This is a genomic window from Amycolatopsis sp. NPDC051371 (assembly GCF_040682155.1).
GTDB lineage: Bacteria > Actinomycetota > Actinomycetes > Mycobacteriales > Pseudonocardiaceae > Amycolatopsis.
On the sequence record NZ_JBFBAG010000062.1, the window covers coordinates 1 to 26,714 of the forward strand.

A 26,714-nucleotide genomic window follows, 5' to 3' on the forward strand; every position below is an offset into this window, starting at 1 on the left:
GGAGCCCCCGGCCCGGAGCGAAGCTCCGGTTGTCACAGCAGTTGTCACCGAACACTCGTTCAGGTCACGGAGGGTTAGAACCCTGTTTCTCACTCACGACCGGCAGTGCGTTCGAGCAGGGGGCGGACCCGCGGCGGCACCGGGGTCGACAAAGCGATCGACGTCGACGTCCGCAGCACGTCCGGGACCCCCACCACCTCGTCGATCACCCGTTGCAGGTCGTCGTTGCCCCGCGCCACCATCCGCACGAACAGGTCGCCCTGGCCGGTCGTCGCGTGGACTTCGCAGACCTCGTCGATCGCCGAAAGCGCTTCCGCCACCTCCGCGCGGCGGCCCTGGGCGATCTCCAGCACCGCGAACGCCGTCAGCTCGTAGCCCATCGCCGCCAGGTCGAGCTCCGGCGGGAAGCCGCCGAGGATGCCGCGGTCGGTCAGGCGGTCGAGGCGCGCCTGGACCGTCCCGCGCGCGACCCCCAGCCGGCGGGCGCTCTCCAGCACCCCCAGCCGGGGGGAGTCGGTGAGCAACAGCAGCAGGCGCGCGTCCAACGCGTCGAGGTTCTCCGACATTGCTCTCTCCCTGCACAAGTTGTCCACGATGACAGCCGTTGTCCGGCCGTCACCAAGCATGTTGTCCAGTAAAAACTGAGACCATTGCACATCTTGCCTCATAGGGTCGATCCTTCGAGGTATGACCCAGACTGCCGAACCCCAGAGCGGCCTCGACGACGTCAGCTATGACCAGCTGCGTCAGCTCGTCGGGCTTGTCGACCACGACGCCTCGACCGACCCGTTCCCGGTCAAGGCCATGGACGCGGTGGTGTTCATCGCGGGCAACGCCACCCAGACGGCCTGGTACTACCAGATCGCGTTCGGGATGCAGCTCATCGCTTACTCGGGCCCCGAGACCGGCGACTTCGAGCGCAAGTCCTACGTCCTCAAGTCCGGCTCGGCCCGGTTCGTCATCACCGGCGGCGTGAAGCCGGACTCGCCGCTGCTCGACCACCACCGCAAGCACGGCGACGGCGTCATCGACCTGGCGCTGGAGACCACCGACGTCGACAAGTGCGTCGAGCACGCCCGTTCGCAGGGCGCGACCGTCCTCGAGGAGCCGCACGACGTCTCCGACGAGCACGGCACCGTGCGCGTCGCCGCGATCGCGACCTACGGCGAGACCCGCCACTCGCTGGTCGACCGGTCGCGCTACACCGGCGTCTACCTGCCCGGCTACGAGCCGCGCGAGAGCACGATCAAGCGGCCGGAAGGCGCGCCGAAGCGGCTGTTCCAGGCCGTCGACCACTGCGTCGGCAACGTCGAGCTCGGCAAGATGGACTACTGGGTCGACTGGTACCACCGCGTCATGGGCTTCGTGAACATGGCGGAGTTCGTCGGCGACGACATCGCGACCGAGTACTCGGCGCTGATGAGCAAGGTCGTCTCGAACGGCAACCACCGGGTCAAGTTCCCGCTGAACGAGCCCGCCGTCGCGAAGAAGAAGTCGCAGATCGACGAGTACCTCGAGTTCTACGGCGGCGCCGGCTGCCAGCACATCGCGCTGGCCACCAACGACATCATCGCGACCGTCACCGCGATGCGCGCCGCCGGCGTCGAGTTCCTGGACACCCCGGCGTCGTACTACGAAGACCCGGAGCTGCGCGCCCGGATCGGCAACGTCCGCGTGTCGATCGAGACGCTCAAGGAGCACAGCATCCTGGTCGACCGCGACGAGGACGGCTACCTGCTGCAGATCTTCACGAAGCCGATCGGCGACCGTCCGACCGTCTTCTACGAGCTGATCGAGCGCCACGGCTCGCTCGGCTTCGGCAAGGGCAACTTCAAGGCCCTGTTCGAGGCGATCGAGCGCGAGCAGGAGCGCCGCGGCAACCTGTAGTTTCACGAAACGGCGAAGGCCACCATCGGGCACCTCCGGGTCCCCTATGGTGGCCTTTGACGCGTTTCGAGGGACACAGTCGGGAACCGACTGCTCCCCGGAACCGTCAGTGTGGAGAAGCAGAGAGAAGGGGCCGGGATGCCGGACAGCATCGACGCCAGCGACGCGATGATCGACAACTGGACCAAGCGGCTCGAGGAGAACGCCGCGCGGTACCAGGCGCTGGCCGATCGCATGCAGGACCAGTCGGTCACCGAGCGGTCGAAGGACGGCACGGTCCAGGTGACCGTCGATTCGCGCGGCCTGCTGAAGAACCTCGTCATCACCGAAGCCGCCGCCGGGAAGCGGATGGCCGAGGTGTCGGCGCAGGTGATGCAGCTGGTGCAGCGCGCGCAGGCCCGGATCCCGGAGCTGCTGCAGCAGGCCATGACCGAGACCACCGGCACCGGCGACCAGGCCGCGGTGGAGATCGTCCGCGAGGCGCAGAGCACCTTCCCGGAACCGCCGCCGGAGCCCGAACCCGCGTTCCCGGAGCCCGACCGCGTCCGCCGGTTCCTGCCGGAGGACAACGACGAGCAGCCGCGCACCCCGCCGCCGCCCGCGCCGCCGCAGCAGCAACAGCCGCCGCTCCGGCGCCGGCGTCCGACCGACAACGACGATGACGACGACTTCGGCGGACCGATTCTTTCCTGAGGGGGAACAGTGACGGACGTGGAACTCAGCACCGACCTCACGGCGCACGCGAAGCAGCTCGACGCCATCGGTGACGGGCTGCAGCAGGCCGTCGACGCGGCGAACCAGGTCAGCATGCCGACCGACGCGTACGGCATCCTCTGCCAGCCGTTCCGGATGATGCTCGACCCCGTCGAGCAGTACGGGATCGACGCGCTCAAGGACGCCGTGCAGGCGATGACCGCCGTCTCCGGCAAGGTCCGCGAAGCCGCGGCGGCGTACCACAAGTACGAGGCCGGGGTGGCCGACGACCTGAACAAGTCCGCGGGCGGTGCGTGATGCCCGAGGGCAACCCGCTCGTCGTCGACGCCAAGGCGGACCCGGACGGGCCGGGCGCGTTCACCGCGGGCAACGGTGACTACGGCTGGGCCGGCGGCATCGGCATCGCCGAGTCGTCGATGGACGCGTTCAACGGGATCAAGGACGGCGACTGGGTTTCCGGCGGGCTGGGCGTGCTCAGCCTGGCCGGGGAGATCGCGGGTGCCGCGGTCGACCCGTTCGGGTACCTGATGTCGTCGGTGGCGTCGTTCCTGATGGAGCACATCCAGCCGCTGAAGGACATGCTCGACTCCGTCGCGGGCAACCCGCCGGTGATCCAGTCCTATGCGGACACTTGGGGCAACGTCTCGAAGGCACTGGGCGAGCGCAAGACCGACTTCGACAACGCGGTCAAGAACGGCACCACCGGCTGGACCGGTGACGGCGCCGACGCGTACCGCAAGTTCGCCGCCGAGCACAGCGACGCGTTGTCCGGCGCGGCAACGGTGGCCGGCGCGATCAGCACGGTCACGATGATCATGGGCCAGGTCGTTTCGTTCGTGCGCGAGACCGTGCGGCAGCTGATCGCGGACTTGGTCGGCAAGCTGATCGCCTGGGTGATGGAAGAGGTCTTCTCCCTCGGCTTCGGCACGCCGGTCGTGGTGGCGCAGGCGTCGGCCGCGATCGCCAAGTGGGGCAAGAAGATCGGCGAGCTGCTCAAGAAGCTCACCGACACGATCCGCAAGGTGTCGCCGCTGCTGTCGAAGCTGGTCGACATCTTCGAGAAGATCGCGAAGGTCTTCGGCAAGGTGCTGGGCAAGGTCAGCGGGCTCGACGGGCTGAAGGTCAAGGAAGGCGGCTTCGTCCACAAGATCCCCAAGGGGGAGGGTGGCGGCGTCCACGCGCGTGCCCACGGCGAAGGTTCTTCCGGTGGGGACGGCGAAAGCTCGCACTCCGGCGACGGCGACGGTTCCTCCGGCGGCGACGGTTCCCACAGCGGCGAGGGGGACGGTTCGCACAGCGGCGAGACTTCGTCGACCGACTCCGGCGATCCCGGCCACGCGGACGGGGATTCGCCGAGTTCCGACCCGATGAACACGGACTCGTCGCCGGATCCGGCAGCGCGCCGGAGTTCGAGCCGGGACGGATCCGGTTCGCCGGACGGGGACAGTTCCCCGTCGGCGCACAGCGGTGACGGATCGCCGGACAGCAGCCCGTCTTCGGTGCGCTCAGGCGAAAGTTCGCCCTCCCACACCGGGGATTCGAGCCCGTCGCACGCGGGCGACAGCAGCCCGTCGCCGACTCGATCGCCTTCCCACGCGGGCGATTCGAGCCCGTCGCCGACCCGCGGCAGCGACAGCACGCCGTCCCACACCGGCGACTCCAGCCCCTCGCCCACCCGCGGCAGCGACAGCACGCCGTCCCACACCGGCGACTCCAGCCCCTCGCCCACCCGCGGCAGCGACAGCACGCCGTCCCACACCAGCGACTCCAGCCCCTCGCCCACCCGCGCCGGCGACAACACGCCCTCCCGCGCCGCGGACAGCTCTCCCTCGCACGCGGGCGACAGCAGTCCGTCCCCGGCGCGGGGCGGCGACAGCGGTCCATCGCCCACGCACTCCGGCTCCTCGCCCGCCGCGCCCGGTTCGCACGCCGGCACCGAGACCCCGAGCAGCGCCGCCGCACCTCCGCGTGCCGACGGCACCACCTCCGCCAGCGGCACCGCGCCGACCGCCCCGCGCACCGGCGACCCGGGCACGGTCCCGTCGCCGCGCGGCGGGGACGGCGCCGCGTCCGGCGTCCCGCCGCAGGGTGGCGCGCCGATGACGGGCGGCGGCGGGATGCCGCCCGGCGGCGCACCCGGGGGTGGAAGCGGCGGCCTCGGCGGCGGCTCCCCGCGCACCGGCGGTGGCGGCGGCTGGACCGGCACCCCGGGCAGCCCGGGCGCGCACACCCCGCACGTCGACGCACCGGGCCGGCCCCGCACCGGCGGTGACCTGCCTTCCGGCCGGCCGCGCACACCGGACGCGCCCGCGCCGGCCGCCCGTGGGTACGGCCCCGGCACGCACGGCCCCGACGGCGGCGGCCGCCCACACCAAAACGCCCCGCACCAAAACGCCCCGCACGAAAACGCCCCGCACGAGCACGGTCCCGGTCCCCACGACCCGGACGGCGGCGCCCCGCACCACGGTGACTCCGGCCCGCTGACCCCGGACGAGGTCAACGCGCGGCACTCGGAAAGCACGCCGTCGGGCAGCTCGTACCACGCCGGCGACCCCGACATGGGCGACCTGCCGCACCGCGTGCAGCCCGACCCGGACGGGCGCTACACCGTCGACGTGCACGTCACGCCGGACGGCCACGCGCGCATCGGCGACCGGCTGTACACGCCGGAGGAGTTCGCGGACGTCCTGCGCCGCAACGGCGACTACGACGGCCGCCCGGTCCGCCTGATCGGCTGCGACGCGAGCTCGAACGACTTCGCGCACCGGCTTTCGCGTGAGCTCGACACCGAAGTCATGGCCCCGACGAAGCCGGCGTGGACCGACTCGCACGGCCGCGTCTTCTCGTCCGACTACGAGATCGGCCCGGACGGCCGGATGCGCCCCCGCATCCCCCCGGACGGCGAGTGGAACACCCACCACCCGGACGGCTCGACCCACCGCGCCGGCGACGACGGGTTCGCGCCCGACAGCCACCACGGCGACGCGCACGACGTTGACGCCGACAGCGCGCTCGCCCGGGGCAAGGACCACCCGGACATGCACGACCTCGACGAAGGCTGGCACGAACCGGAGTTCAAGCGCCACGAAGACCTGACGCTCGGGCGGAACGAACGGTTCTTCGACCCGGCGAACGCGCGGCACCTCGAACCGAACACGCGCTACGAGGTCACCGACCCGGACGGCCGCTTCACCCGCGTGTACACGAACGGCGAGCAGCCGCCTCGGATCACGCACATCGACGCCGACGTCCCGAACACCCGCGTCGGCAGCGACGTGGACCCGAGGGTCCAGACCGGCAACCCGGACGCCTCCCACCTGCTCGGCGACGTCGACTACCGCGTCAACACCGGCGAAGGCCAGTTCGAGTTCCACACCGACGCGGACGGCCGTCCCGAGCTGGACATCGACCACTTCGACCCGCCGATGACCCCGCCACCCGTCGAATGCCGGATCACCGATTACAACCCCAGCCACGACGGCGACGGGCCGTTCGGTGCCACACCCCCGGAGGACCTCAAGCCGAACAGCCGGTACGAGATCTACTCGAAGGCGCCCGACGGCACCGACCAGTGGCACGGCACCTTCTACACCAGCGGCGACAACCCGCCGGAGTTCACGCACATCAAGACGTGGCACGACAACGAACGCGGCATGATCAACCCGGAGACGGGCGACAAGAACACGATGCACGACCAGCACGCCGGCCGGCCCGACGGCATGCCGGTGCGCGGCGCCAAGTACGAGATCGGCGCCGACAACATGCACTACCACGTCGACGAGCACGGCAACGCCGCCGTCTCCTGGGAGCCGGACTACTCCAGCCCGGCCACGAAGCGGGTCGGCCTCGGCCCCCAGGAACGCACCGGCCACGTCGGGCTGGAAGACCACCCGGGCAGCACCGTCAACCGCGGCGGGCACACCGCCGACCACCGGTCGGGTGGCCTGCAGGGCCGGATGGGCATGGTTCCGCAGGACTACAACCAGAACCACCTCGTGGGCGACGAACACAACTGGGCGCAGATGGAAACGGACCGCCGGACGTTCGAGCGCAACGGCGGCGACCACGGCACGACGCGCGTCTACGCCGACGAGCCGTCGACGCCGAACACCGAGAGCCCCGACCGCCTGCACGTGATGTCCGAGAGAATCCACCCCGACGGCACCCGCACCTACAACTACAGGAGTTTCCGCAATGTCCCGCTCCCAGCCCCCGTGGTACCCCCCACCCGGACCTGATCTCCGGGAGGCGGACGAGGACCAGGTCGTCCGCTGGATCGGCGGCTGGCTGATGGACGCCGCTCCCGAAGGCTGGCGGCGGATCGACATGACGGCCCGCGTCGCTTCGACGGTCGAGGAGATCTCGCTCGCGGTCGTCATGCCCGACGGCGACGCGGCGAGGATGGAACCGCCGCCCGCCATCAGCCCGCTGCTGTTCGAGCTGCGGCAGAAGAAGTACGTGCGCGGCCGCGGCACCTGGCTGTCGATGCGGCTGGTCATCGAGCCGACCGGTGACTACCGCGTGACCTACAACTTCGACTCGGACCCGCGGTGGGACCCGCCGGTCGAGACCGCGGTCTTCGACCACGACTTCGAGACCTTCCCCCGCGACGACGAGTGGATTCCGGCCTGGTACCGGGAAGGGATCAAGGGGGAAACCGGCGGGACGCGGACCCCGGACGACCCGAACGCCCTGCTGAAGAGCGTCGCGGACGAGCTGAAGTTCGCCCTTCCCGCGGGCTGGGACTACGTCCAGCTGCAGTTCCGCGCGGTCGGCGACTACGAGGAGTCCGGCGCGGTCGTCCACTCGATCACCGGGACGGTCTACCCGTGGACGCCGCCGGAGCAGGTGCTCGAGCTGCTTCGGCGCCACCGCGCGGCTTCGGCGTCCGAAGACCGGGGCACGTGGGTGAGCCTGAAGTACGAAATGAAGTTCCCGGAGTCGGTCAAAGCGCAGTTCAACACGACCGAAGACCCGGGCTTCCAGACGCGGCCGCCGGCCGAGGCGTACGCCGAAGAGCTGCGCCGCTACCCGCGCTCCGAGCGGCGCACGCCCGACTGGTTGCGCCAAGGCGCCGAGGGGGCCTGACCATGACGCAGCCACCGGGGCCGCTGCGCCCGGACCAGCAGCAGGAGATCGTCCGGCAGATCGGCGCGGCGCTGACGGCGCAGATACCGCCCGGGTGGCGGCAGCTGCGAGTCGAGTACCGCGCCGCGGGCCGGCACGTCGAAACCGAGCTGCTGGTGACGGCTCCGGACGGGCGTCCCCGGACGGTGCAGCCCCACCCCGAGGCGGTGCGGCTGCTCGGCGTGCTGCGAGCGGGCATGTACCAGCCCGGCCTTGGCACCTGGCTGGGCGCGATCCTGGTGTTCGAACCCGGGCAGCCCCCGGACGTCGACTTCGTGCGGCCGGACCTCGAACCGCCGTTCCGGCAGCAGCCGCCGCCGATCGGGTTCCAGGACGAGCTGCGGTTCTTCCCGCGCGCCGACGAGCACATCCCGGGCTGGCTGCGTGAGCGTGCGGCGCTGACCCCACCGGTCGCCGACGGGGAGGTCCGCACACCGCGGATCCACGACGGCGTCGACGCGTCGGGCAAGCCGCTCGTCCGGCGCCGGCCGCTCGTCCCGGCGGAGGCCGAACGGGTGCTGGCGTACCTCGACGCGGCGCCGGTCATCCTGGCCTCGCGCAGCAACGGCCCGGACGCGTTCGCGCCGGACCGCACCGACGCGGTGCCGATGAACTTCCGCACCGACGGCGCCTGGGCCTGGCCCGGCGCGGTGGCGTACTACCTGCGTGAGCACGGGGTGCCGCCGGACCCGGACCTGGTCGCCCACATCCGGGCCCGCCGCTTCACCGCGCCGTCGGACGTCCCCGAGCCGGCGAAGGACCTGGCCTTGGCCGCCATCACCGGAGAGCAGCCTCAGACAACGGTGTAGCCGGCGTCCGTCAACGCGATCTCAAGCTCCTTGCAGTGCTCGGGACCGCGGGTTTCGAGCGCCAGGACGACGTCCGCCTCGCCGAGGTCGAGGCTGCCGGAAATCCGGGAGTGCTCGACGTCGAGCACGTTCGCGCCCAGCCCGCTCACGCAGGACAGCACGCCCACCAGCGAACCCGGGCGGTCCGGGACCCGCAGGTGGAGGCGCAGGTAGCGGCCGCCGGCCGTCATGCCGTGCTGGATGATCTGCAGGAGCAGCACCGGGTCGACGTTGCCGCCCGAGAGGATCGCGACGACCGGCGGCTCGAAGATGCCGGGGTGCTGCAGCAGCGCCGCGACCGTCGCCGCGCCCGCCGGCTCCACCACCAGCTTGCGGCGTTCCAGGCAGAGCAGCACCGCGCGGGAGAGGGACTGCTCGGAGACCGTCACGACGTCGTCCACCAGCGACGCGACGTGCGCGAAGCTGACCGGGCCCGGTTCGCCGACCGCGATCCCGTCGGCCATCGTCGAGGTCGAGCTCAGCCGCACCGGCATGCCCTGGGCCAGCGACGGCGGGTAAGCCGCCGCCTCCTCGGCCTGCACGCCGACGACGCGGACGTCCGGGCGCACCGCCTTCACCGCCGACGCGACCCCGCCCACCAGCCCGCCGCCGCCGGTGGCGACCAGGATCGTCTTCACGCCCGGCACCTGCTCGAGGATCTCGAGGCCGACGGTGCCCTGGCCGGCGATGACGTCCGCGTGGTCGAAGGGGTGGATGAACACCGCCCCGGTCCGCTCGCCGAACTCGATCGCCGCGGCGATGGTCTCCTCCAGCAGCGCGCCGTGGAGGTGGACGTCGGCGCCGTACCCGCGGGTGGCCGCGAGCTTCGGCAGCGGCGCCCGCAGCGGCATGAAGACGGTGGACTTGGCGCCGAGCAGCGACGACGCGAGCGCGACGCCCTGCGCGTGGTTGCCGGCACTGGCCGCGACGACGCCGCGTTCGCGTTCGGCCTGGCTCAGGCCGTGGATGCGGGTGTAGGCGCCGCGGATCTTGAACGACCCGGTTCGCTGCAGGTTTTCGCACTTCAGGTGCACCGGACCGCCGTGGAGCCGGCGCAGGTCGCGCGCGTGCTCCATCGGCGTCACCCGGGTGACTCCGCGTAGGAGTTCCCGGGCGGCCTGGATCCGCTCGATGGTCACGAGTTCCATGGCCCGGATGATGCCACTCAGGAACTCCACAGGTTGACACGACCGGGAGCCGGGTACCCTGGGCGTGTCAACACGCGGTAAACAGGGAGCAACCATGGCACGGGGGAACGACGCGGACGCCGCTCGACGGAGTCGCGCGACCCGGTCGGCCGGCCTGCTCCCGCTGGTGATCGGCGTCGCCTCCGCGGCCGCGCTGACCGGAGCCGCGTACTTCACGGTGGACAGCGCTTCGTGCGGTTCCCCGGCCCAGTACATCCGCCACGACAGCCACGTGGAGCTGGTGGGCGGCTGCGTGGATGGCGCGAGCCTGCCGGCGACGGGCACCCCGAAGTCGGGTGGCGTCGTGCACGGCAACTACAACCCCTGAGTTTTCGAGCAAGAAAACGGCGCCGGAGCAGCTCCGGCGCCGTTCGCTGTGTCCGAGGGTCAGCCCAGGGCGGTCAGCAGGTCCGCGACGAGGTCGCGGCCGTCCTCGATGCCGACCGACAGGCGCAGCAGGTCGGACGGGACCTGCAGCGTCGAGCCCGCGGTGCTCGCGTGGGTCATCTTGCCCGGGTGCTCGATCAGCGACTCGATGCCGCCGAGGGACTCCGCCAGGATGAACAGCTTCGTGCGGGACGCCACCTCCAGCGCCGCCTGCTCGCCGTCCGCGTGGCTGAACGAGACCATCCCGCCGAAGCGGCGCATCTGCTTCGCCGCCGTCTCGTGGCCGGGGTGCTCCGGCAGGCCCGGGTAGTAGACCTTCGCGACCTTCGGGTGCTTGACCAGCGCCTGCACGACCAGTTCGGCGTTGTCGCTGTGCCGTTCCATGCGCAGGGCCAGCGTCTTGATGCCGCGCAGCGTCAGCCACGCGTCGAACGGCCCGGGCACCGCGCCCGCGGCGTTGCGCAGGTAGAACAGCTGCTCGCGCAGCTCGTCCTCGTTCGTGATCACCGCGCCGCCGACGACGTCGGAGTGCCCGCCGAGGTACTTCGTCGTGGAGTGCAGCACGATGTCCGCGCCCAGCGAGAGCGGGTTCTGCAGGTACGGCGTCGCGAAGGTGTTGTCGACCACCAGGCGGGCGCCGGCGTCGTGCGCGACGCCGGCCAGCGCGGCGATGTCGGCGATGCCGAGCATCGGGTTGGTCGGCGACTCGCACCAGATCAGCTTGGTCTCGGGGCGGATCGCGGCGCGCACCTCGTCGAGGTTCGCCAGGTCGGCGACGGTGTGCTCGACGCCCCACAGGCTGAGCACCTTGTCGATCAGGCGGAACGTGCCGCCGTACGCGTCGTTGCCGAGCACCAGGTGGTCACCGGGGCGCAGGGTACTGCGCAGCACCACGTCGGAGGCCGCCATGCCGGACGCGTAGGCCAGCGCGTGCCGGCCGCCTTCCAGCGAGGCCAGCGCCTCCTCCAGCGCCGAGCGCGTCGGGTTCGCGGTGCGCGAGTACTCGTAGTCGCCCTCGCGGGTCCCGCCCACGCCGTCCTGCGCGTAGGTCGAGGTCTGGTAGATCGGCACGATCACGGCGCCGGTGCGGGGGTCTGGCTTCTGACCGGCGTGGATCGCGCGAGTCTCGAATCCCAGTACGGAGTAGTCGTCCACCATGGGGTAAGCGTACGGCGAGGCCCCGGCATTCCCGTCAGGTGGGACGGATCTCAGTCCCGCACCACCGGGCCGTGGGCGCGGACGCCGCGAGCAGCAGCGTGACGGCGGCCGGCGGCGCTACCAGGGCCAGCGCGGTCAGCCCGCCCATCGCCAGGTCGCCGGGGCCGCCGAAGGTGAGCCCGGCGGCCGCGAGGACCGCCGACGTCAGCGTCGCGAGCAACGCCGCCGAGCTCCCGGCGATGCACCCGATCCGGCCGACGGGTTGCCGGCGCAGCAGCAGGACCCCGCCGGGCACCAGCGTCGAGGCGAGCACGGCGTTCACGGCCGCGTGGACGGCGACGCGGCCGACGTCACCGGGGAACCGGACGATCGCGATGACGTCCAGCACCAGCCCGGCCAGGTACAGCAGCCCGCCGAGCAGGGCGAGTGACGCGGCGGCGAGCGCCGTCCGGCCTTCGGTTCGGGTCACGGCAGCCGAGGATACGGTCGATCACCGCGGGTGACCGGCGTGGGTCACCAGCTCCGGGTCGAGTAGGCCTCCTGGCCCGCCCACATCGGCACCGCCGGCGTGCGGTAGCGCAGGTAGCGCAGGGTCGGCGGCAGGAACGCCAGGACCAGCACCAGCACCGCCAGGGCGGCGAGGCCCACCCGGTCCACCATCGCGAACCCGCCGTGGGTGAACATCGCGTCCGCGAACCGGGCCAGCGGGACGCCCACGGACAGCGGCTCCATCAGCAGCGCCCCGACGGCCAGCAGGGAACCCAGGCCGAGCAGGACCGCGCCCGCCGTCGCGCGGAACAGCGTCACCAGCGCGCCCAGCAGGAGCACGAGCCCGGCCCCGAGATAGGCGGCCAAGTCCACGAGCACCCAGCCCGGCAGGGCGCCGAGGCTGAATTCGGCGGGCATGTCGAGAAAGATCTTGACCGGCACATATCCCGCGGCGACGGCGGCCGCGAGTCCGAGCAGGCCAGCGAGAACCGCTGTTACTCCGGATGGCCGAGCCGACGAATACGAATGCGAACGCGATACCGGATATCCGCGTGGAGCGGTCACAACTCCCCCATCAGCAGAGCGCGGGACTACGGCGTTCACCCTAGTCCGCAAAGGGGGAAGAGACTCCGAAAGAGAACGGAATTGGGCCGGACGGCGGAACCCAAGATCATTTTCCTGCGGTAGCGGCAGAAATGCTGTCACGCGACGCGGATGACCTACGATATCGCAGAATTGTCCTATTCGGACAATTGCGCAATCGGCTATAAATGCAGCTTGCCCCGGAGCCGAATGGGCTCCGGGGCAAGAGAAGGTGTACTAGTTCACCATTGCTGCTGCGGCGGCTGACCGGGCTGGCCGTACCCGCCGTTCGGCGGGCCCTGCTGGCCCGGGGGCTGGCCCCAGCCCTGCGGCGGCTGCCCCGGCTGCTGCGGGTAGCCCTGCGGCGGCTGGCCCGGCTGGCCGTACCCGCCCGGCTGCGGCGGCTGGCCCGGCTGCGGGAAGCCCCCACTCGACGGCTGCGGGAACCCGCCACTGGACGGGTTGGGCCCGCCCGGCTGGCCGTAGCCCGGAGGCGGGCCGTAGCCCTGCGGCGGCTGCCCCGGCTGGCCGTAGCCGCCCGGCTGCTGCTGCCCGAACCCACCCGGCTGACCCGGCTGACCGGGCTGCCCCGGCTGACCGAACCCGCCCGGCTGCTGCGGGCCACCGAAACCACCCTGCGGAGGTCCGCCGAAGCCCTGCGGCCCGCCCGGCGCGGCACCGCCGCCGAGGCCGACGAACTGCTGCGTCGCCGGGATGAGGCCGAGCACACCCACGATGAGGATGAGCACGCCGATGATCAGCGGCGGGAGCCCGAGGCCGAAGGTGCTCCGCTCGGAGGCGGAAGCCCCGGCCAGCGCATCGGCGTTCGGTGTCATCCCGATCTTGAGCAGCAGCGCGAAGATCGTGAGGAGCGCGCCACCCGCGACGATCGCGATCGGGACGAACTTCTTGAGCCCGCCGAGCTTGCCCACGAGCGCCAGCCCGACGCCACCGGCGAGGGAGATCAACGAACCCAGCAGGATCATGACCACGTAGAACCAGACGGTGCCCGGGCCGACGATCCCGGCCGCGTCGAGCGCCTTCTGGATCAGCTCCTGGTTCGGCGTGTCCCCGACCAGCGTGGAGTAGTCGCTCGCGTCGCCCATGTAGCTGAACGAGATGATCAGCGCGACCAGGCCCAGCAGGGCGACCACGCCGCCGGCGATGTAGCCGAAGAGACCGTTGTTGCCGCCCGACGGAGCGCCGAACTGCGGCGGCTGACCACCGAAGCCGGGCTGCTGGGGGCCACCGAACCCGGGACCGCCGAAGCCCTGCGGCGGCTGGCCGGGCTGTCCCGGCTGGCCGAAGCCCGGCTGCTGGCCGAACCCGCCCGGCTGACCGGGCTGCCCTTGCTGACCGAAACCACCCTGCTGGCCGTAGCCGCCCGGCTGCTGGCCGAACGCCGCGGCCGGGTTGTCGGCCGCGCTCGGCGGCGGGGTGTACGGGATCGCCGGCGGCTGGGAGCCCGGCGGGACCAGCTGCGTGGAGTCCGAGACCGGGGCGTCGCCGCCGCCGGCCGGGTTCACGAACTGCGTCGCGTTCGCGTCGACCGGCGGCATCGCCTGGGTCGCGCCCGCCCCGCCGTCACCCGGGTGGTTCGGCTGGACGACCTGGGTCGGTTCGGGCGTCTCCCCGAACGGGGAACCGCCCTGTGGCTGGGCGGGCTGCACGACCTGGGTCGGTTCCGGGCTGCCGAACGGGTTGTCCTGCTGCGGCTGGGGGCCACTCGGTGGGCCCTGAGGTGGCTGGCCGCCACCCCACGGCTGGTTCGGTGGCTGCGGTGCACTCATGTGGGTCTTGAACCCCCTTGACGAGGACGCGAAAGTGTTCTATTTGCGCTCACGCTATCGGATCACCCGGCAGGGCGCTCGTAACGCCCCGGCCGGATGATCCGATTAACGACTTTCACAGCTCCTGTTCAGCGGCCGGCCAGGAAGCCCAGGAGGTCGTGCCGGGTGACGACCCCGGCCGGCTTGCCGTCGACCAGCACGAGCGCGCCGTCGGCACCCTCGAGCGCCGTCATCGCGGCGCCCACCTGCTCGCCACCGCCGATCGTCGGCAGCGGCGGCGACATGTGCTGCTCGAGCCGGTCCGCCAGCTGCGCCTTGCCGGTGAACAGCGCGTCCAGCAGGTCGCGCTCGTTGACCGCGCCGACGACCTCGGCCGCCATCACCGGCGGCTCCGCGCTGACCACGGGCATCTGGCTGACGTCGAACTCGGCCAGGATCGCGATGGCCTCGGCGACCGTCTCGTTCGGGTGCGAGTGCACCAGCGACGGCAGCGAGCCGCTCTTCTTCGTGAGCACGTCGGCGACCGTCGCGCCGGAAGAGTCGGGCGGCAGGAAGCCGTAGGAGGACATCCAGGTGTCGTTGAACACCTTCGTCAGGTAGCCGCGGCCGCCGTCGGGCAGCAGCACGACCACGACGTCGTCTTCGGTGAGCCGCTCGGCGAGCTTCAGCGCGGCGGCGACGGCCATCCCGCAGGAGCCGCCGACCAGCAGGCCCTCTTCCAGGGCGAGCCGGCGGGTGATCTGGAACGAGTCGGCGTCGGAGATCGGGATGATCTCGTCGGCGATGTTCCGGTCGTAGGTGTCCGGCCAGAAGTCCTCGCCGACGCCTTCGACCAGGTAGGGACGGCCGCTGCCGCCGGAGTAGACCGAGCCCTCCGGGTCCGCGCCGACCACCTGCACGTGGCCGTCGCTGACCTCCTTGAGGTACTTGCCGGTGCCGGAGATCGTGCCGCCGGTGCCGACGCCCGCGACGAAGTGGGTGATCTTCCCGTCGGTCTGCTTCCACAGCTCCGGGCCGGTGGAGAGGTAGTGGCTCTCCGGGTTCTGCGCGTTGGCGTACTGGTTGGGCTTCCAGGCGCCGTCGATCTCGCGGACCAGGCGGTCGGAGACGTTGTAGTAGGAGTCGGGGTGCTCGGGCGCCACCGCGGTCGGGCACACCACGACGCGGGCGCCGTAGGCCTTGAGGACGTTGCGCTTGTCTTCGCTGACCTTGTCCGGGCAGACGAAGACGCACTGATAGCCCTTGCGCTGCGCGACCATGGCCAGCCCGACGCCGGTGTTGCCGGACGTCGGCTCCACGATCGTGCCGCCGGGGCGCAGCTCACCGGAGCGCTCCGCGGCTTCGATCATGCGCAGCGCGATCCGGTCCTTGACCGAGCCACCCGGGTTCAGGTACTCGACCTTGGCCAGCACGAGCGGCTTGAGCCCCTTGGTCAACGAGTTCAGCTTGACCAGGGGGGTGTTGCCCACGAGGTCTGCGATGTGCTCTGCGTACTCCACGACCGCCAGCCTAAACGGCCGACCGGTGGCGTTGTCCACTCAAGGCGCGAGGGCGGGCACCAGGCGGTCTCCGGGTGCGCGTCGGTGATCACGGGCCGCGAGAGCGAGGTCGGACCGCCGGCGGAGACCGCTGGCAGCCACCAAGCTGCTCGTCTACACCGGTACCGGCCCGAGGGCCGCCGCACGCTGAGCCGTGATCCCGTCCCGGAGGTTCCACCCGGCGCCGATCCGTGTGCGGCACCCCATCCGTAGGGCCAGGGACGCCCAGTAAGCGACCCTTCCGATATCCATCGCCGGTTCACCTCCTGCGTCGGGAATGGCGACCTTTCATTGGTGCGACGATCCTATCGGGCACCCGGTTGCCCCCGGATCGTCCTTTCGAGTCAATTGTGATCGATTCGGCCGGTCGGCGATCGGGCGTTCTTCCCAGCCCACCGGCCAGGTCCGGCGGAAGCCCTGGTGCGCCTCGGCGCCGGCGAGCCGGGCGGCCGACTTCGTCCCGAAATCGGCTGGACCTGCGAAAACGGCACCGTTGAACGAGTCGCGGTCGCCACCGAAAACGGTTCCGCGGAAATCGACGCGGCCTTTGAACTCCGCTTTGTTGAAGTCGGCTTTGGTGCGGAATTCGGTGCCGCGGAAGGACGCCAGTTCTTCAAACGTCGTGTCGAAGCAGGTGATCGAGCGGATCTCGCAGTGCGTGAGGGTCAACCCGACGAGCGTCGCCCCGGAAAAGTCCAGGTCGATGTCCGGCCAGAACCCTTCGTTCGGTTGTTCGACGCCGCCCCGGCGCAGGTGCAGCAGCAGGATCCGCTGCGCGGCCTTGCGGACCTGCAGCTCCTCCGCGTTCTTCGCGATGTTCTTGAAGGGCATCCGCAGGTAGGCGCAGAGGACGTTGACGATGGTCTGCCGGTGCTCCGCGTACCCGCCGGCCAGCCGCTCGAGGGAGTAGAGGCCGGCGAGCCGGACCGGGGCCTTGTCGCTGCCGAGCTGGTCGGCGGCCTTGCCGTAGATCTCGGTGATCCGGCGTTCGGTGGCGTCGTGGTCCTTCTGCGCGAGGTCCAGCTCGGCCGACCGCTGCCGCCGCGCGGCGAGCAACAGGGCGGCGGCACCCCCGGTCCCGACGACGATGTTGGCGGCGGTCTTCAGGGCGTCGAGCCGGGCGGAGTCTTCGGGACGTCCCCCGCCGAGGAGGGTGAGCAGGAGGGTGGCCGCGGTAGCGGCGATCACCAGCAGGCCTGCTCCCCACAGCAGGATCGTCCTCGTCCGCAGCACCCGCGCCTCGGTCCCCATCGGGGTGATCCTGCCAGCCGGCTGTTGCCTTGGTCGCGTTCGGCTTTGCGGGGAGCGTGGTTCACGGCACACTAATGAGCAACCGCTTAGCTCGCGATACGAGGATGTGTCACGTCATGCCTGAAGCCGTCATCGTCTCCACCGCTCGCTCGCCGATCGGCCGCGCCGGGAAGGGCTCGCTGGTCAGCATGCGGCCCGACGACCTGACCGTGCAGATGATCCAGGCGGCCCTGGCCAAGGTGCCGCAGCTCGACCCCGCCGACATCGACGACCTGATGCTGGGCTGCGGCCTGCCGGGCGGCGAGTCCGGGTTCAACATGGGCCGCGCGGTCGCGGTCGAGCTCGGCTACGACCACCTGCCCGGCTGCACCATCACCCGTTACTGCTCGTCCAGCCTGCAGACCACCCGGATGGCGTTCCACGCGATCAAGGCCGGCGAGGGCGACGTCTTCATCTCGGCCGGCGTCGAGACCGTCTCGCGGTTCGCCAAGGGCAGCTCGGACTCGTGGCCGGACACGCACAACCCGCTGTTCGCCGACGCCGAGAAGCGGACCGCGGCGACCGCCGAGTCCGGCACCGACAGCTGGAGCGACCCGCGCACCTCCGGGGACGTCCCCGACGTCTACATCGCGATGGGCCAGACCGCGGAGAACCTGGCGCGGGTGAAGGGTGTCACCCGCGAGGACATGGACGAGTTCGGCGTCCGCTCGCAGAACCTGGCCGAGAAGGCCATCGCGGACGGCTTCTGGGCGAAGGACATCACGCCGGTCACGCTGGCGGACGGCACGGTCGTCTCGAAGGACGACGGCCCGCGCGCGGGCGTGACCATCGAGGGCGTTTCGGGCCTGAAGCCGGTGTTCCGCCCGGACGGCCGCGTGACGGCGGGCAACTGCTGCGCGCTCAACGACGGCGCGGCGGCGCTGGTCGTCATGTCCGACACGAAGGCGCGCGAGCTGGGCCTGACGCCGCTGGCGCGGATCGTTTCGACGGGGGTGACGGGGCTTTCGCCCGAGATCATGGGCTACGGCCCGGTGGAGGCGTCCAAGCAGGCGCTGTCCCGCGCCGGGCTGTCGATCGGCGACATCGACCTCGTCGAGATCAACGAGGCGTTCGCGGCGCAGGTCATCCCGTCGTACCGCGACCTGGGCATCGAGCTCGACCGGCTCAACGTCAACGGCGGCGCGATCGCGGTGGGCCACCCGTTCGGCATGACGGGTGCGCGCATCACGTCGACGCTGATCAACTCGCTGCAGCACCACGACAAGCAGTTCGGCCTGGAGACGATGTGCGTCGGCGGCGGCCAGGGCATGGCGATGATCATCGAGCGCCTTTCCTGACCCGCTGAACCGTCGGGGCTGGTCGCACGCTCGCTGCCGGCCCTGCCAAACGTCTTGAATGACTCATTCAGGTCTTCGGAGGTCCTGAATGAGTCATTCAAGACACGCCGACGCCCGAGCAGCCTCCGCTCCGGCCTGGCCACCCGACTTCGCCGGGCCCCCGCGCTGAACCGTGGTGAACGACTCGTTCATGTCATCCGGCGATATGAACGAGTCGTTCACGACATCGGCTAGTGGACCATCACCGGCGGGGTGACCTCGTCGCCTTCCGACGCGGCCGGGACCGCCGGGCGGGTCTTCGGCAGGAACAGCGCCGGGATCACGCACAGCACCACCAGGACCAGCGACCACACGAACGTCGTCGAGAAGGCGTCCGCCGCCAGGCCGGTCGCCGCCTCGTGGGTGGCCGGGTTGAAGATCGCCGCCGTCGCGGCCAGCTGGCCCTGGGCCGTCGGGACGCCGAACTTGCCCGCCAGCAGGGCCGCCAGGATCGTCGCCATCACCGCCGACCCGATCGCGCCCGCCGTCTGCTGGACGATGTTCGTCGCCGTGGAGGCGCGGGCCATGTCCTTCGGCTGGAGCGTCTGCAGGGCCGACGTCGTGATCGGCATCATCGTGCAGCCCATGCCGAGGCCCATCACGAACAGCGCCGAGAGCAGGACCCAGTACGGCGTGGTCGCCGTGACCTGGGTCAGCATCGCCATCGAACCGACGAGCAGCACCATCCCCGGCAGCACGATCTTGCGCGCGCCCACCTTGTCGGCCAGCCGGCCGGTGATCGGCATCATGATCATCGCGCCGAAGCCCTGCGGGGCCAGCAGCAGCCCGGCGTGCAGCGTCGTTTCGCCGCGCACCAGCAGGAAGTACGTCGGCAGCAGCATCATCCCGCCGAGGAACGCGACGAAGAACAGCGACATCGTCACCATCGCCACCGTGAACGACCGGTTCTTGAACAGCCGCAGGTCCACCAGCGGGTCGGGGACGCGGAGCGCGCGCACCACGAAAGCGACCAGCAGCGCCACCCCGGCCAGCACCGGCAGCAACACCTCGACCGCGCCGAACCCGCCCGCGGACGGGATCTTCGAGACGCCGAAGATCAGCGCCGCCAGCCCCGGCGACACCATCAGCATGCCGACGAAGTCGAAGCGCCCGGCGCCTTCCGGGGCGTCCTTCGGCAGGAGCCGCCACGACAGCAGCAGCGTGATGATGCCGATCGGCACGTTGATGAAGAAGATCCAGCGCCAGCTCACCGCGTCGACCAGCCAGCCGCCGAGGATCGGGCCGCCGATCGGGCCGAGCAGCATCGGCACGCCCAGCACCGCCATCACGCGCCCGATTCGCTGCGGGCCGGCCGCGCGGGTCAGGATCGTCATGCCGCACGGCATCAGCATGCCGCCGCCGAAGCCCTGCAGCACGCGGAAGAAGATCAGCGTTTCGATGTTCCAGGCCGCCCCCGCGAGCATCGATCCCGCCAGGAACAACACGATCGCGACCATGTAGAGCCGCTTGGTGCCGAACCGGTCGGACGCCCAGCCCGTCACCGGGATCACGGTGGCCAGCGCCAGCAGGTAGCCCGTGGCGACCCACTGGATGACGTCGAACGACGTCGAGAACTCGATCGTGAGCTTCTGCAGCGCGACGTTGACGACCGTGGTGTCCAGGATCGCCATGATGGCGCCGAGGACGACCACGGAGGCCACCTTCAGGACACCGGCGTCGAGCGCGTCACCGTTCGGCGCCGAGCCGGTTCTTTGCGTAGTCATAAGGAAGAAGTCCCCCAGGTTCGTGGATTCGCCCGCGAGAGTACCGGGGGCCACCGACAAGACCGAACACGCGGAAGGCCTCCTCGCGAAGCGCGCGAGGAGGCCTTCGACGGACTGAGTGGTGTTAGTTCGTCTTGACGCACATCGTCGTCGCCGGCTGCGGGTAGATCGCGACGCGCGTGGCGTCCGTGCCCTCGCAGACGCTGTCGCTCGCCTGGCCCTCGACGACCTTCACGAGCTCGGCGTCCTTCGTCGGGTCGGTGCAGGGCACCTTCTGGTAGCCCTTGGTCTGCGACGAGAAGTTCGCCAGGCAGTCGCCCTGCTTCGCGTTGATCATCAGGCACAGCTTGTACGAGCTGCGGCCGCTCACCGAGTAGGTGTCGTAGCCGGCGTCGGAGCCGCCCGGGCACTCGTCACTGGCGCTTTCGAGCTTGACGCCGATCTTGACGTTGGCCTTCGGGTCGTTGCAGTCGGCCTTCGCCGGGTCGTCCCCGCCCCGGGTGAACTCGGTGATCGACAGGCAGTCGCCGGCGTTGGAGCTGGCCGGCGAGTTCGTGAAGGCGATGATCCCGGCGATCACGACGCCGATGAGCACGACCAAGCCGATGCCGAGCCCGATCAACCGGCCGGCCTTCGACTTCTTCGGCGGAGCGGGCGGCGCGGGCGGGAAGCCGGGCTGGCCGGGCGGCGGCGGGTACTGGCCCGGCGGCGGGCCGTACTGACCGGGCTGGCCCTGCGGCGGAGTGCCGGGCGCGCCGTACTGGCCGGGCTGTCCGTACTGCTGCTGACCGCCCGGAGGCGGTCCGTAGGGATCGGGCTGACCCACCGGCTGCTGGCCCCCGGGGGCCGGAGGGGGAACGCTCACTGTGAACCTCACACATGTGAAATGAAGAACCGACCGGGTCATCAAACACGCAGGGTGAGCAGGATCCGCACCGGGGTCCCCATATGCACGAATTACCCACAGAAAAGGCGCCCCGTTGGTTACGGAGCGCCTTCACTGGGGAACTGTGAGCCAGGTTACTCGCGGAGGTAGGACAGCAGCCGCAGGATCTCCAGGTACAGCCAGACGAGGGTCGTCATCAGGCCGAACGCGGTGTACCAGGCCCACTTCGACGGCATGCCCTCGCGGATCATCCGGTCGGCCTGGTCGAAGTCGAGCAGGAAACTGAATGCCGCGATACCGATGCAGACGATGCTGAACACGATGGCGAGCGGGCCGCCGTCGCGCAGCGGGTTGAAGCCGAAGACCAGCGCGCTGATCAGGTTGAACAGCATCAGGATCGCGACGCCGACGACGGCCCCGACGATCCACTTGGTCAGCTTCGGCGTCACCTTGACCGCGCCGGTCTTGTAGACCACCAGCATGCCGATGAAGACACCCGCGGTGCCGATGATCGCCTGCAGCGCGATGCCCGGGTAGATCACCTCGAACACGCCGCTCAGCGCGCCGAGGAAGAGGCCTTCGGCGGCCGAGTAGATCAGCGTCAGCGGACCGCTGGGCTTCTGGCGGAAGATGATCACCAGCGAGATGACGAGCCCGACGATCAGGCCGCCGATCATCGCGCCGATCAGGGCACCGGAGAGCCGGCCGGTCTCGGCCAGCTGGTTCTGGGCCCAGATCGCGGTCACGATCCCGACGAGCAGCGCGACGCCGAGGCTCATGCCGGTCTTGACGACAACGTCGTCGACCGTCATCGGCCGGTCGTCGTCGCCGGAGGTGACCTGGCCGGGGCCGTACCCGGGCACGCCGCCCTGGGTCTGGTTGAAGCCCACCGGGGGCCCGTACTGCCCGTGAGTCTGGGTTCCGCCGCGGGGCAGGTTGCGGAACGCCGGGTTGCTACTGGAACGCACCTGATCCTCCTGGATCTGCTGCTTCGTGGATCGACGCTGCATCGGGTTCAACGACCGCCGGGTACGTGCGGTTCCCGTCGAGTAAAGGCGACTTTACTCGACGGCAGGCCCGTGGCCACGACGGACACGGTATGCGACCGGGATCACGACCGTTGATCGACCGCCACCCGAAGGGCGGTAGACAGTCCGGCCCCTCCGGCGCGACGCTCACTTGGCGTGCCCGGTCGTTCACCGTACGCGCGTCGGGGAGTTGATCAATCGTGTGACCTGCGGAGACGCAGCTGCCGTCGCCGCACGTCCGACGAAGGAGCCTACACACCATGAGGTGGTCAACACGCCCGCGCGCGGGTTACCGCGCGCTCACCGGTCTGGTCGCCGCGGCGCTGCTCGCCGCCCTCTCCGTGACCGGCGCCCCCGCCGCGTCGGCCGCGAGCCAGGAAGGCATCGGCTACCGCATCACGGGTCAGGAGGGCACCGGCGACGACTGGCTGGGCTCCTACGTGGTCGGCGGGCAGCAGGTCTTCTGCGTGAGCTTCCAGCTCAAGGCGCCCGACACCGACGAGACGTACCAGCCCGGCGACGAGCTGCTCACCAAGTGGGGCACGAAACTGCCGGCGGACCAGGCGGCGAACATCTCCTACCTGTTGCTGCGCTACGGCGGCACGAAGGACCCGGACGAGGCCGCGGCGCTGGCCCACCTGCTGCACTCCTGGACCGCGGCGCCCCGCACGTCCGCCGACCTCGACGCGTCCCTGCCCGGCGCCAAGATCGCCTACGACGCGCCGGTCCACCTCGAGCACCTGCCCGCGGCCGCCAAGGCCGCCGTCGAGCGGCTCCGGACCGAGGCCGAGGCGAACCGCGGCCCGTGGACGGCGTCGATGACCACACCTGAGGGTCCGCAGTACCCCGGCGAGCCCGCGGAGTGGACCTTCACGGTGAAGAACGCCAAGGGCAAAGGCGTCTCCGACGTCCCGGTGAAGCTGACGGCGACCGACGCGACCCTCGGCGACGGCGAGAGCGCCGGCACCGCCGGGAACTCGAGCCCGCAGGGCGCGGCGAAGGACGTCACCATCAAGACCGGCGCCGACGGCACCGTGCAGGTGAAGCTGACCCCGACGGGTGAGCGGCCGAAGCTCGTCGCGTCGCTGTCCGCACCCGCCGACCGGCCGTACGTGCGGGTGCCGGTCGACACGGCGAAGCAGCGCGTCGTCTCCACCGGCGGCGAGAAGGAACTGACGACGCAGGGCGTCATCGCGCTCGCCAAGCCGGGCCAGGTGAAGGTGACGAAGACCGACGCGAACACGGGCAAGGGCGTCGGCGGCGCGGTCCTGCGGATCACCGGCGAGGACAAGACGACGGCCGCGCTCGGCCAGGACGGCAAGCCGCTCACCGGCGCCGACGGCAAGCCCGCGGTCGTCACCACCGACGGGGCGACCGGCGGCGTGACGGTCGAGAACCTTCGCGCGCCGCAGGAGATCTGCGTCGTGGAAGCCGGCCCGCCGCCGGGGTACACGAACGCGTACGACCCGAAGAACCCGCCGTCGGCGTGCGGAACGATGAAGCCGGGCGAGACGCTGGCGTTGTCCGTGGTGAACAAGCCGAACGAGGTGCCGCGCGCGATCCCGGCCGGGGACGCGCCGGTCGTGCAGGCGCGAGGCGCGGTCGAGACGAGCTACTCCGCGCCGGGGCTGGCCGGGCTCGGGCTGCTGGTGCTGCTGGGCGCCGGGCTGGTCGGCTTCGCCGCGCGACGGGCCTCGCGCAGGTAGTCCGGGATGGCAGGCAACGACAGGCAGGACGACAGCTGGTTCGTCGACGACTGGCAGCACGGCGCCGACTGGCAACCCGGCGACCCCTGGCCCGCCCGCGACGAATGGCCCGCCCGCGACGACCGGCAGAGCGACGACCGGCGAACCGGCGGCCACCGGACCCCAGCCGCACCGAAGCCACGCCGCGGCCGGCTGCTCGCCGGCTTCGCGCTCGGCGCGGCGACGGTGCTCGCGGTCCAGCTCGGCTCGTCCGTGGTCACCTCACCGCCGGTGGCCGTCGTGGCCGGCACCGCGCTGCCCGCCGCGGGTGCCGCCGCTCCGGCGGCCCGGCCGGCCGCCCCCGCACCGCAGCCGTCGACGAGCACCGCACCCGCCGTCCCGGCCGCCCAGGCTCCGTCGTCGACCGCGCCCCCGCCGGCCCCGCCGCCTCAGCCACCGGGCACCGTCCGGCTGCCCGCCGGCGGCACGGCCACCCTGGTGCGCACGGACCTCGGCCCCGGCGGTGAGCTGCCCGTCCCGAACGACCTCGGCCAGGCGACCTGGTGGGGTGCCGGGCTGGACGCCGCCGGTGGGGCGAGCGTCTTCGCCGGGCACGTGAACTGGCGGGGCGCCACCGGGCCGTTCGCCGAGCTCTGGAGCGCCGGGATCGACGACGTCGTGACCATTGTGGACAGTGCGGGCAAGACCTGGCGCTACCGGATCTCCCAGCTGGTCACGGTGCACAAGGACGACCTGCCCGCGCGGGCCGACGACCTGTTCGGCCAGTCCGGCCCGCACCGCGTGGTGCTGGTGACGTGCGGGGGCCGCTGGGTCGGCGGCTCGGACGGCTACGAGGAGAACCGCGTCGTCGTCGCGGACCCCGAATAAGTTACTCGTGGGTAACATCACGTTTCGACGCGGTGGTCAGTGACGCTCGCATGCAGCAGAATGCCCAGAGTCAGGGCGAGGCAGCGAGAGGTGAGAGACGATGGCGACGTTCTTGGTGACCGGGGCGACCGGACTGATCGGGCGCCAGTTCACCCGGCTGCTGCTCTCCCGCCCCGACGAGGACCGCGTCGCGCTGCTCGTGCGCGCGTCCTCGAAAGCGAAGCTGGCCGCGCTGGTCGACCAGTGGCCGCACTCCGACCGCGTCACGCTGGTCACCGGCGACCTCGGCGAGCCGCTGCTCGGCGTGTCCGAAGCGGACCGCGACGAGCTGCGCGGCGGCGTCGACCACATCGTCCACCTGGCCGCGCTCTACGACCTCACCGCCGACGACGAGGAAAGCATCAAGGCCAATGTGGACGGCACGCGCGCCGTCGTCGGCCTCGCCGCGGACCTGCGCGCCGGCTGCCTGCACCACGTGTCTTCGGTGGCCGTCGCGGGCGACCACGAAGGCGTCTTCACCGAGGAGATGTTCGACGCCGGGCAGCGGCTGGTCACGCCGTACCACCGGACCAAGTTCGAGGCCGAGAAGATCGTCCGCGAGCAGGACGAGGTGCCGTGGCGGGTGTACCGGCCCGCGGTCGTCGTCGGCCACTCCGAGACCGGCGAAATGGACAAGATCGACGGTCCGTACTACCTCTTCCCGGCGATCAATCGGCTCGCCGGGCTGCCGGACGTCCTGCCGCTGGTCGGCCCGGACCTCGGCGACACCAACATCGTGCCGGTCGACTACGTCGCCAAGGCGCTGCTGGAGCTCGTGGTCAAGCCCGGGCTCGACGGCCACGCCTTCCACCTGGTCAACCCCGAGCCGCAGCCGGTCGTCTCCGTGTACAACGCCTTCGCTAAGGCCGCGGGCGCGCCGACGATCACCGCGCAGTTCGGCGAAGGCCTCTCCAAGCGGATCGTCGGGCTGGTCAAGCTGACCGAGCACATCCCCGGCGTCACCATCGCCCGCGACGCCGTGATGGAGCGGTTCGGCATCCCGCCGGTGCTGCTGGACACCATGGCGTTCCCGTCGGTGTTCTCCTCGGCCGAGACGCGCAAGGCGCTGGCCGGCACCGTCGAGGTGCCGCGGCTGGAGGGGTACGCGCCGACGCTGTGGCGCTACTGGCGCGAGCACCTCGACCCGTTCCGCGCGCGCAAGCACGGCCCGCGCGGCGAGCTGGACGGCCGCCGCGTGATCATCACCGGCGCGTCCTCCGGCATCGGCCGCGCGACGGCGTTGATGGTGGCGGCCGCGGGCGGCGTCCCGCTGCTCGTCGCGCGCCGCCAGCACGAGCTCGAAGAGGTCCGCGACGAGATCGTCGCCGCCGGCGGCACGGCGTCGGTGTACCCGGCCGACCTCACCGACGAGGACTCGGTGCACAAGGCCGTCGACGCGATGCTGGCCGAGCACGGCCGGATCGACATGCTGGTCAACAACGCCGGCCGGTCGATCCGCCGGTCGATCCGGCTTTCGTACGACCGGATGCACGACTACGAGCGCGCGATGGCCATCAACTACTTCGGCGCGGTCCGGCTGATCCTCGCGGTGCTGCCGCACATGTCCGAGCGGAAGTTCGGGCACATCGTGAACGTGTCGTCGATCGGCGTCCAGGGCATCGCGCCGCGCTTCTCGGCGTACGCGGCGTCGAAGGCGGCGCTGGACTACTTCTCGCGGATCGCGGCGACCGAGACGCACGGCGACGGGATCACGTTCACCACCATCCACATGCCACTCGTGCGCACGCCGATGATCCGGCCGACGAAGATCTACGACGCGTTCCCGACGAAGTCGCCGGAGCAGGCCGCGGACATGGTGATGAAGGCGCTCGTCGAGCGGCCCAAGCACATCGGGACCCCGGCCGGGCAGGCGATCGGGCTGGCCTACACGCTCACGCCGGGCCTCACCGACGCCGTCGCGTACCAGGGTTTCCGGATCTTCCCGGATTCGACCGCGGCGGGCGGTTCGGGCGGACTCAAGATCGGGCGTGGCGAGAAACACCTCTCGCGTGCGGCGATGGCTCTCGCCCGGCTTTCGCGTGGGTTCCACTGGTGACTCAGCGTTTTCCGGGTACGGCCATTCCGGCGACGCGCCGCCAGGACCGCGACACGTGTTGGTGATTTGTTAAG

Annotated in this window: 22 protein-coding genes; 11 read left to right on the forward strand and 11 right to left on the reverse strand. The window is 70.9% G+C overall.

The features are described from left to right. Positions 1–89: 89 nt before the first annotated feature. A complete protein-coding gene (locus tag AB0M59_RS46645) occupies positions 90–566 on the reverse strand; it encodes an Lrp/AsnC family transcriptional regulator (protein ID WP_364628554.1) in 477 nt (158 codons plus the stop codon). Positions 567–687: 121 nt separating this feature from the next. Between AB0M59_RS46645 and hppD the strand changes: the two genes are divergently transcribed. The 6 genes from hppD to AB0M59_RS46675 all read left to right on the forward strand — a co-directional run bounded on the left by hppD (position 688) and on the right by AB0M59_RS46675 (position 8,537). Further along, the gene (hppD, locus tag AB0M59_RS46650) at positions 688–1,887 is read left to right on the forward strand and encodes a 4-hydroxyphenylpyruvate dioxygenase (protein WP_364628555.1); all 1,200 of its coding nucleotides are present in this window, start codon (positions 688–690) and stop codon (positions 1,885–1,887) included. Positions 1,888–2,025: 138 nt separating this feature from the next. Beyond that, positions 2,026–2,580, forward strand: coding sequence for a YbaB/EbfC family nucleoid-associated protein (locus AB0M59_RS46655; protein WP_364628557.1), 555 nt, complete (start codon positions 2,026–2,028; stop codon positions 2,578–2,580). 9 nt (positions 2,581–2,589) lie between these two features. Next, on the forward strand, positions 2,590–2,898 hold the full coding sequence (locus tag AB0M59_RS46660) for a type VII secretion target (protein WP_364523866.1): 309 nt from the start codon (positions 2,590–2,592) through the stop codon (positions 2,896–2,898). After that, entirely contained in the window at positions 2,898–6,839 is a 3,942-nt protein-coding gene (locus AB0M59_RS46665) for a hypothetical protein (RefSeq protein WP_364628558.1), read from the forward strand. The genes AB0M59_RS46660 and AB0M59_RS46665 overlap by 1 nt, the downstream gene beginning before the upstream one ends. Next, entirely contained in the window at positions 6,796–7,689 is an 894-nt protein-coding gene (locus AB0M59_RS46670; RefSeq protein WP_364628560.1) for a hypothetical protein, read from the forward strand. The genes AB0M59_RS46665 and AB0M59_RS46670 overlap by 44 nt, the downstream gene beginning before the upstream one ends. A gap of 2 nt (positions 7,690–7,691) precedes the next feature. Further along, positions 7,692–8,537 (forward strand): ferredoxin, encoded by an 846-nt coding sequence (locus tag AB0M59_RS46675; protein WP_364628561.1) that lies wholly within the window; start codon positions 7,692–7,694, stop codon positions 8,535–8,537. Here AB0M59_RS46675 and ilvA read toward each other — a convergent pair. Continuing rightward, the gene (gene ilvA / locus AB0M59_RS46680; protein WP_364628563.1) at positions 8,522–9,724 is read right to left on the reverse strand and encodes a threonine ammonia-lyase; all 1,203 of its coding nucleotides are present in this window, start codon (positions 9,722–9,724) and stop codon (positions 8,522–8,524) included. The two genes, AB0M59_RS46675 and ilvA, sit on opposite strands and share 16 nt — an antisense overlap. Positions 9,725–9,818: 94 nt before the next feature. Here ilvA and AB0M59_RS46685 point away from each other — a divergent pair, with 94 nt between their 5' ends. Then, the gene (locus tag AB0M59_RS46685) at positions 9,819–10,091 is read left to right on the forward strand and encodes a hypothetical protein (RefSeq protein WP_364383159.1); all 273 of its coding nucleotides are present in this window, start codon (positions 9,819–9,821) and stop codon (positions 10,089–10,091) included. 59 nt (positions 10,092–10,150) lie between these two features. On the opposite strand, the gene AB0M59_RS46690 is transcribed toward AB0M59_RS46685, so the two are convergent. From AB0M59_RS46690 to AB0M59_RS46715, 6 genes are all read right to left on the reverse strand, one after another. Beyond that, complete coding sequence (locus AB0M59_RS46690) at positions 10,151–11,308, reverse strand: cystathionine gamma-synthase (protein ID WP_364628565.1); 1,158 nt, start codon at positions 11,306–11,308, stop codon at positions 10,151–10,153. A 34-nt stretch (positions 11,309–11,342) separates the two neighbouring features. Continuing rightward, on the reverse strand, positions 11,343–11,777 hold the full coding sequence (locus tag AB0M59_RS46695) for a hypothetical protein (protein WP_364628567.1): 435 nt from the start codon (positions 11,775–11,777) through the stop codon (positions 11,343–11,345). 44 nt (positions 11,778–11,821) lie between these two features. Next, complete coding sequence (locus AB0M59_RS46700; protein ID WP_364628569.1) at positions 11,822–12,214, reverse strand: hypothetical protein; 393 nt, start codon at positions 12,212–12,214, stop codon at positions 11,822–11,824. Between the two features lie 407 nt (positions 12,215–12,621). After that, a complete protein-coding gene (locus tag AB0M59_RS46705) occupies positions 12,622–14,169 on the reverse strand; it encodes a hypothetical protein (protein WP_364628571.1) in 1,548 nt (515 codons plus the stop codon). Between the two features lie 128 nt (positions 14,170–14,297). Next, a complete protein-coding gene (locus AB0M59_RS46710) occupies positions 14,298–15,668 on the reverse strand; it encodes a cystathionine beta-synthase (protein ID WP_364628573.1) in 1,371 nt (456 codons plus the stop codon). Between the two features lie 327 nt (positions 15,669–15,995). Then, on the reverse strand, positions 15,996–16,958 hold the full coding sequence (locus AB0M59_RS46715) for a pentapeptide repeat-containing protein (RefSeq protein WP_364628575.1): 963 nt from the start codon (positions 16,956–16,958) through the stop codon (positions 15,996–15,998). Positions 16,959–17,074: 116 nt separating this feature from the next. On the opposite strand from AB0M59_RS46715, the gene AB0M59_RS46720 reads away from it, so the two are divergent. Then, complete coding sequence (locus AB0M59_RS46720; RefSeq protein ID WP_364628578.1) at positions 17,075–18,295, forward strand: acetyl-CoA C-acetyltransferase; 1,221 nt, start codon at positions 17,075–17,077, stop codon at positions 18,293–18,295. Between the two features lie 230 nt (positions 18,296–18,525). Here the strand turns inward: AB0M59_RS46720 and AB0M59_RS46725 are convergent, their stop codons facing one another. The 3 genes from AB0M59_RS46725 to AB0M59_RS46735 form a co-directional block, all read right to left on the reverse strand. Beyond that, a complete protein-coding gene (locus tag AB0M59_RS46725) occupies positions 18,526–20,058 on the reverse strand; it encodes a DHA2 family efflux MFS transporter permease subunit (protein WP_364628581.1) in 1,533 nt (510 codons plus the stop codon). Positions 20,059–20,182: 124 nt separating this feature from the next. Next, positions 20,183–20,884 carry a hypothetical protein gene (locus tag AB0M59_RS46730; RefSeq protein WP_364628668.1) on the reverse strand — a complete coding sequence of 234 codons (702 nt, stop codon included), beginning with the start codon at positions 20,882–20,884 and terminating at the stop codon, positions 20,183–20,185. Between the two features lie 194 nt (positions 20,885–21,078). Continuing rightward, complete coding sequence (locus AB0M59_RS46735) at positions 21,079–21,912, reverse strand: Bax inhibitor-1/YccA family protein (RefSeq protein WP_364628584.1); 834 nt, start codon at positions 21,910–21,912, stop codon at positions 21,079–21,081. Positions 21,913–22,232: 320 nt separating this feature from the next. On the opposite strand from AB0M59_RS46735, the gene AB0M59_RS46740 reads away from it, so the two are divergent. The 3 genes from AB0M59_RS46740 to AB0M59_RS46750 all read left to right on the forward strand — a co-directional run bounded on the left by AB0M59_RS46740 (position 22,233) and on the right by AB0M59_RS46750 (position 26,640). Continuing rightward, positions 22,233–23,678, forward strand: coding sequence for a hypothetical protein (locus AB0M59_RS46740; protein WP_364628587.1), 1,446 nt, complete (start codon positions 22,233–22,235; stop codon positions 23,676–23,678). 6 nt (positions 23,679–23,684) lie between these two features. Next, positions 23,685–24,545 carry a class F sortase gene (locus AB0M59_RS46745; RefSeq protein ID WP_364628589.1) on the forward strand — a complete coding sequence of 287 codons (861 nt, stop codon included), beginning with the start codon at positions 23,685–23,687 and terminating at the stop codon, positions 24,543–24,545. Positions 24,546–24,645: 100 nt separating this feature from the next. Continuing rightward, positions 24,646–26,640, forward strand: coding sequence for an SDR family oxidoreductase (locus AB0M59_RS46750; protein ID WP_364628592.1), 1,995 nt, complete (start codon positions 24,646–24,648; stop codon positions 26,638–26,640). Positions 26,641–26,714 lie beyond the last annotated feature (74 nt).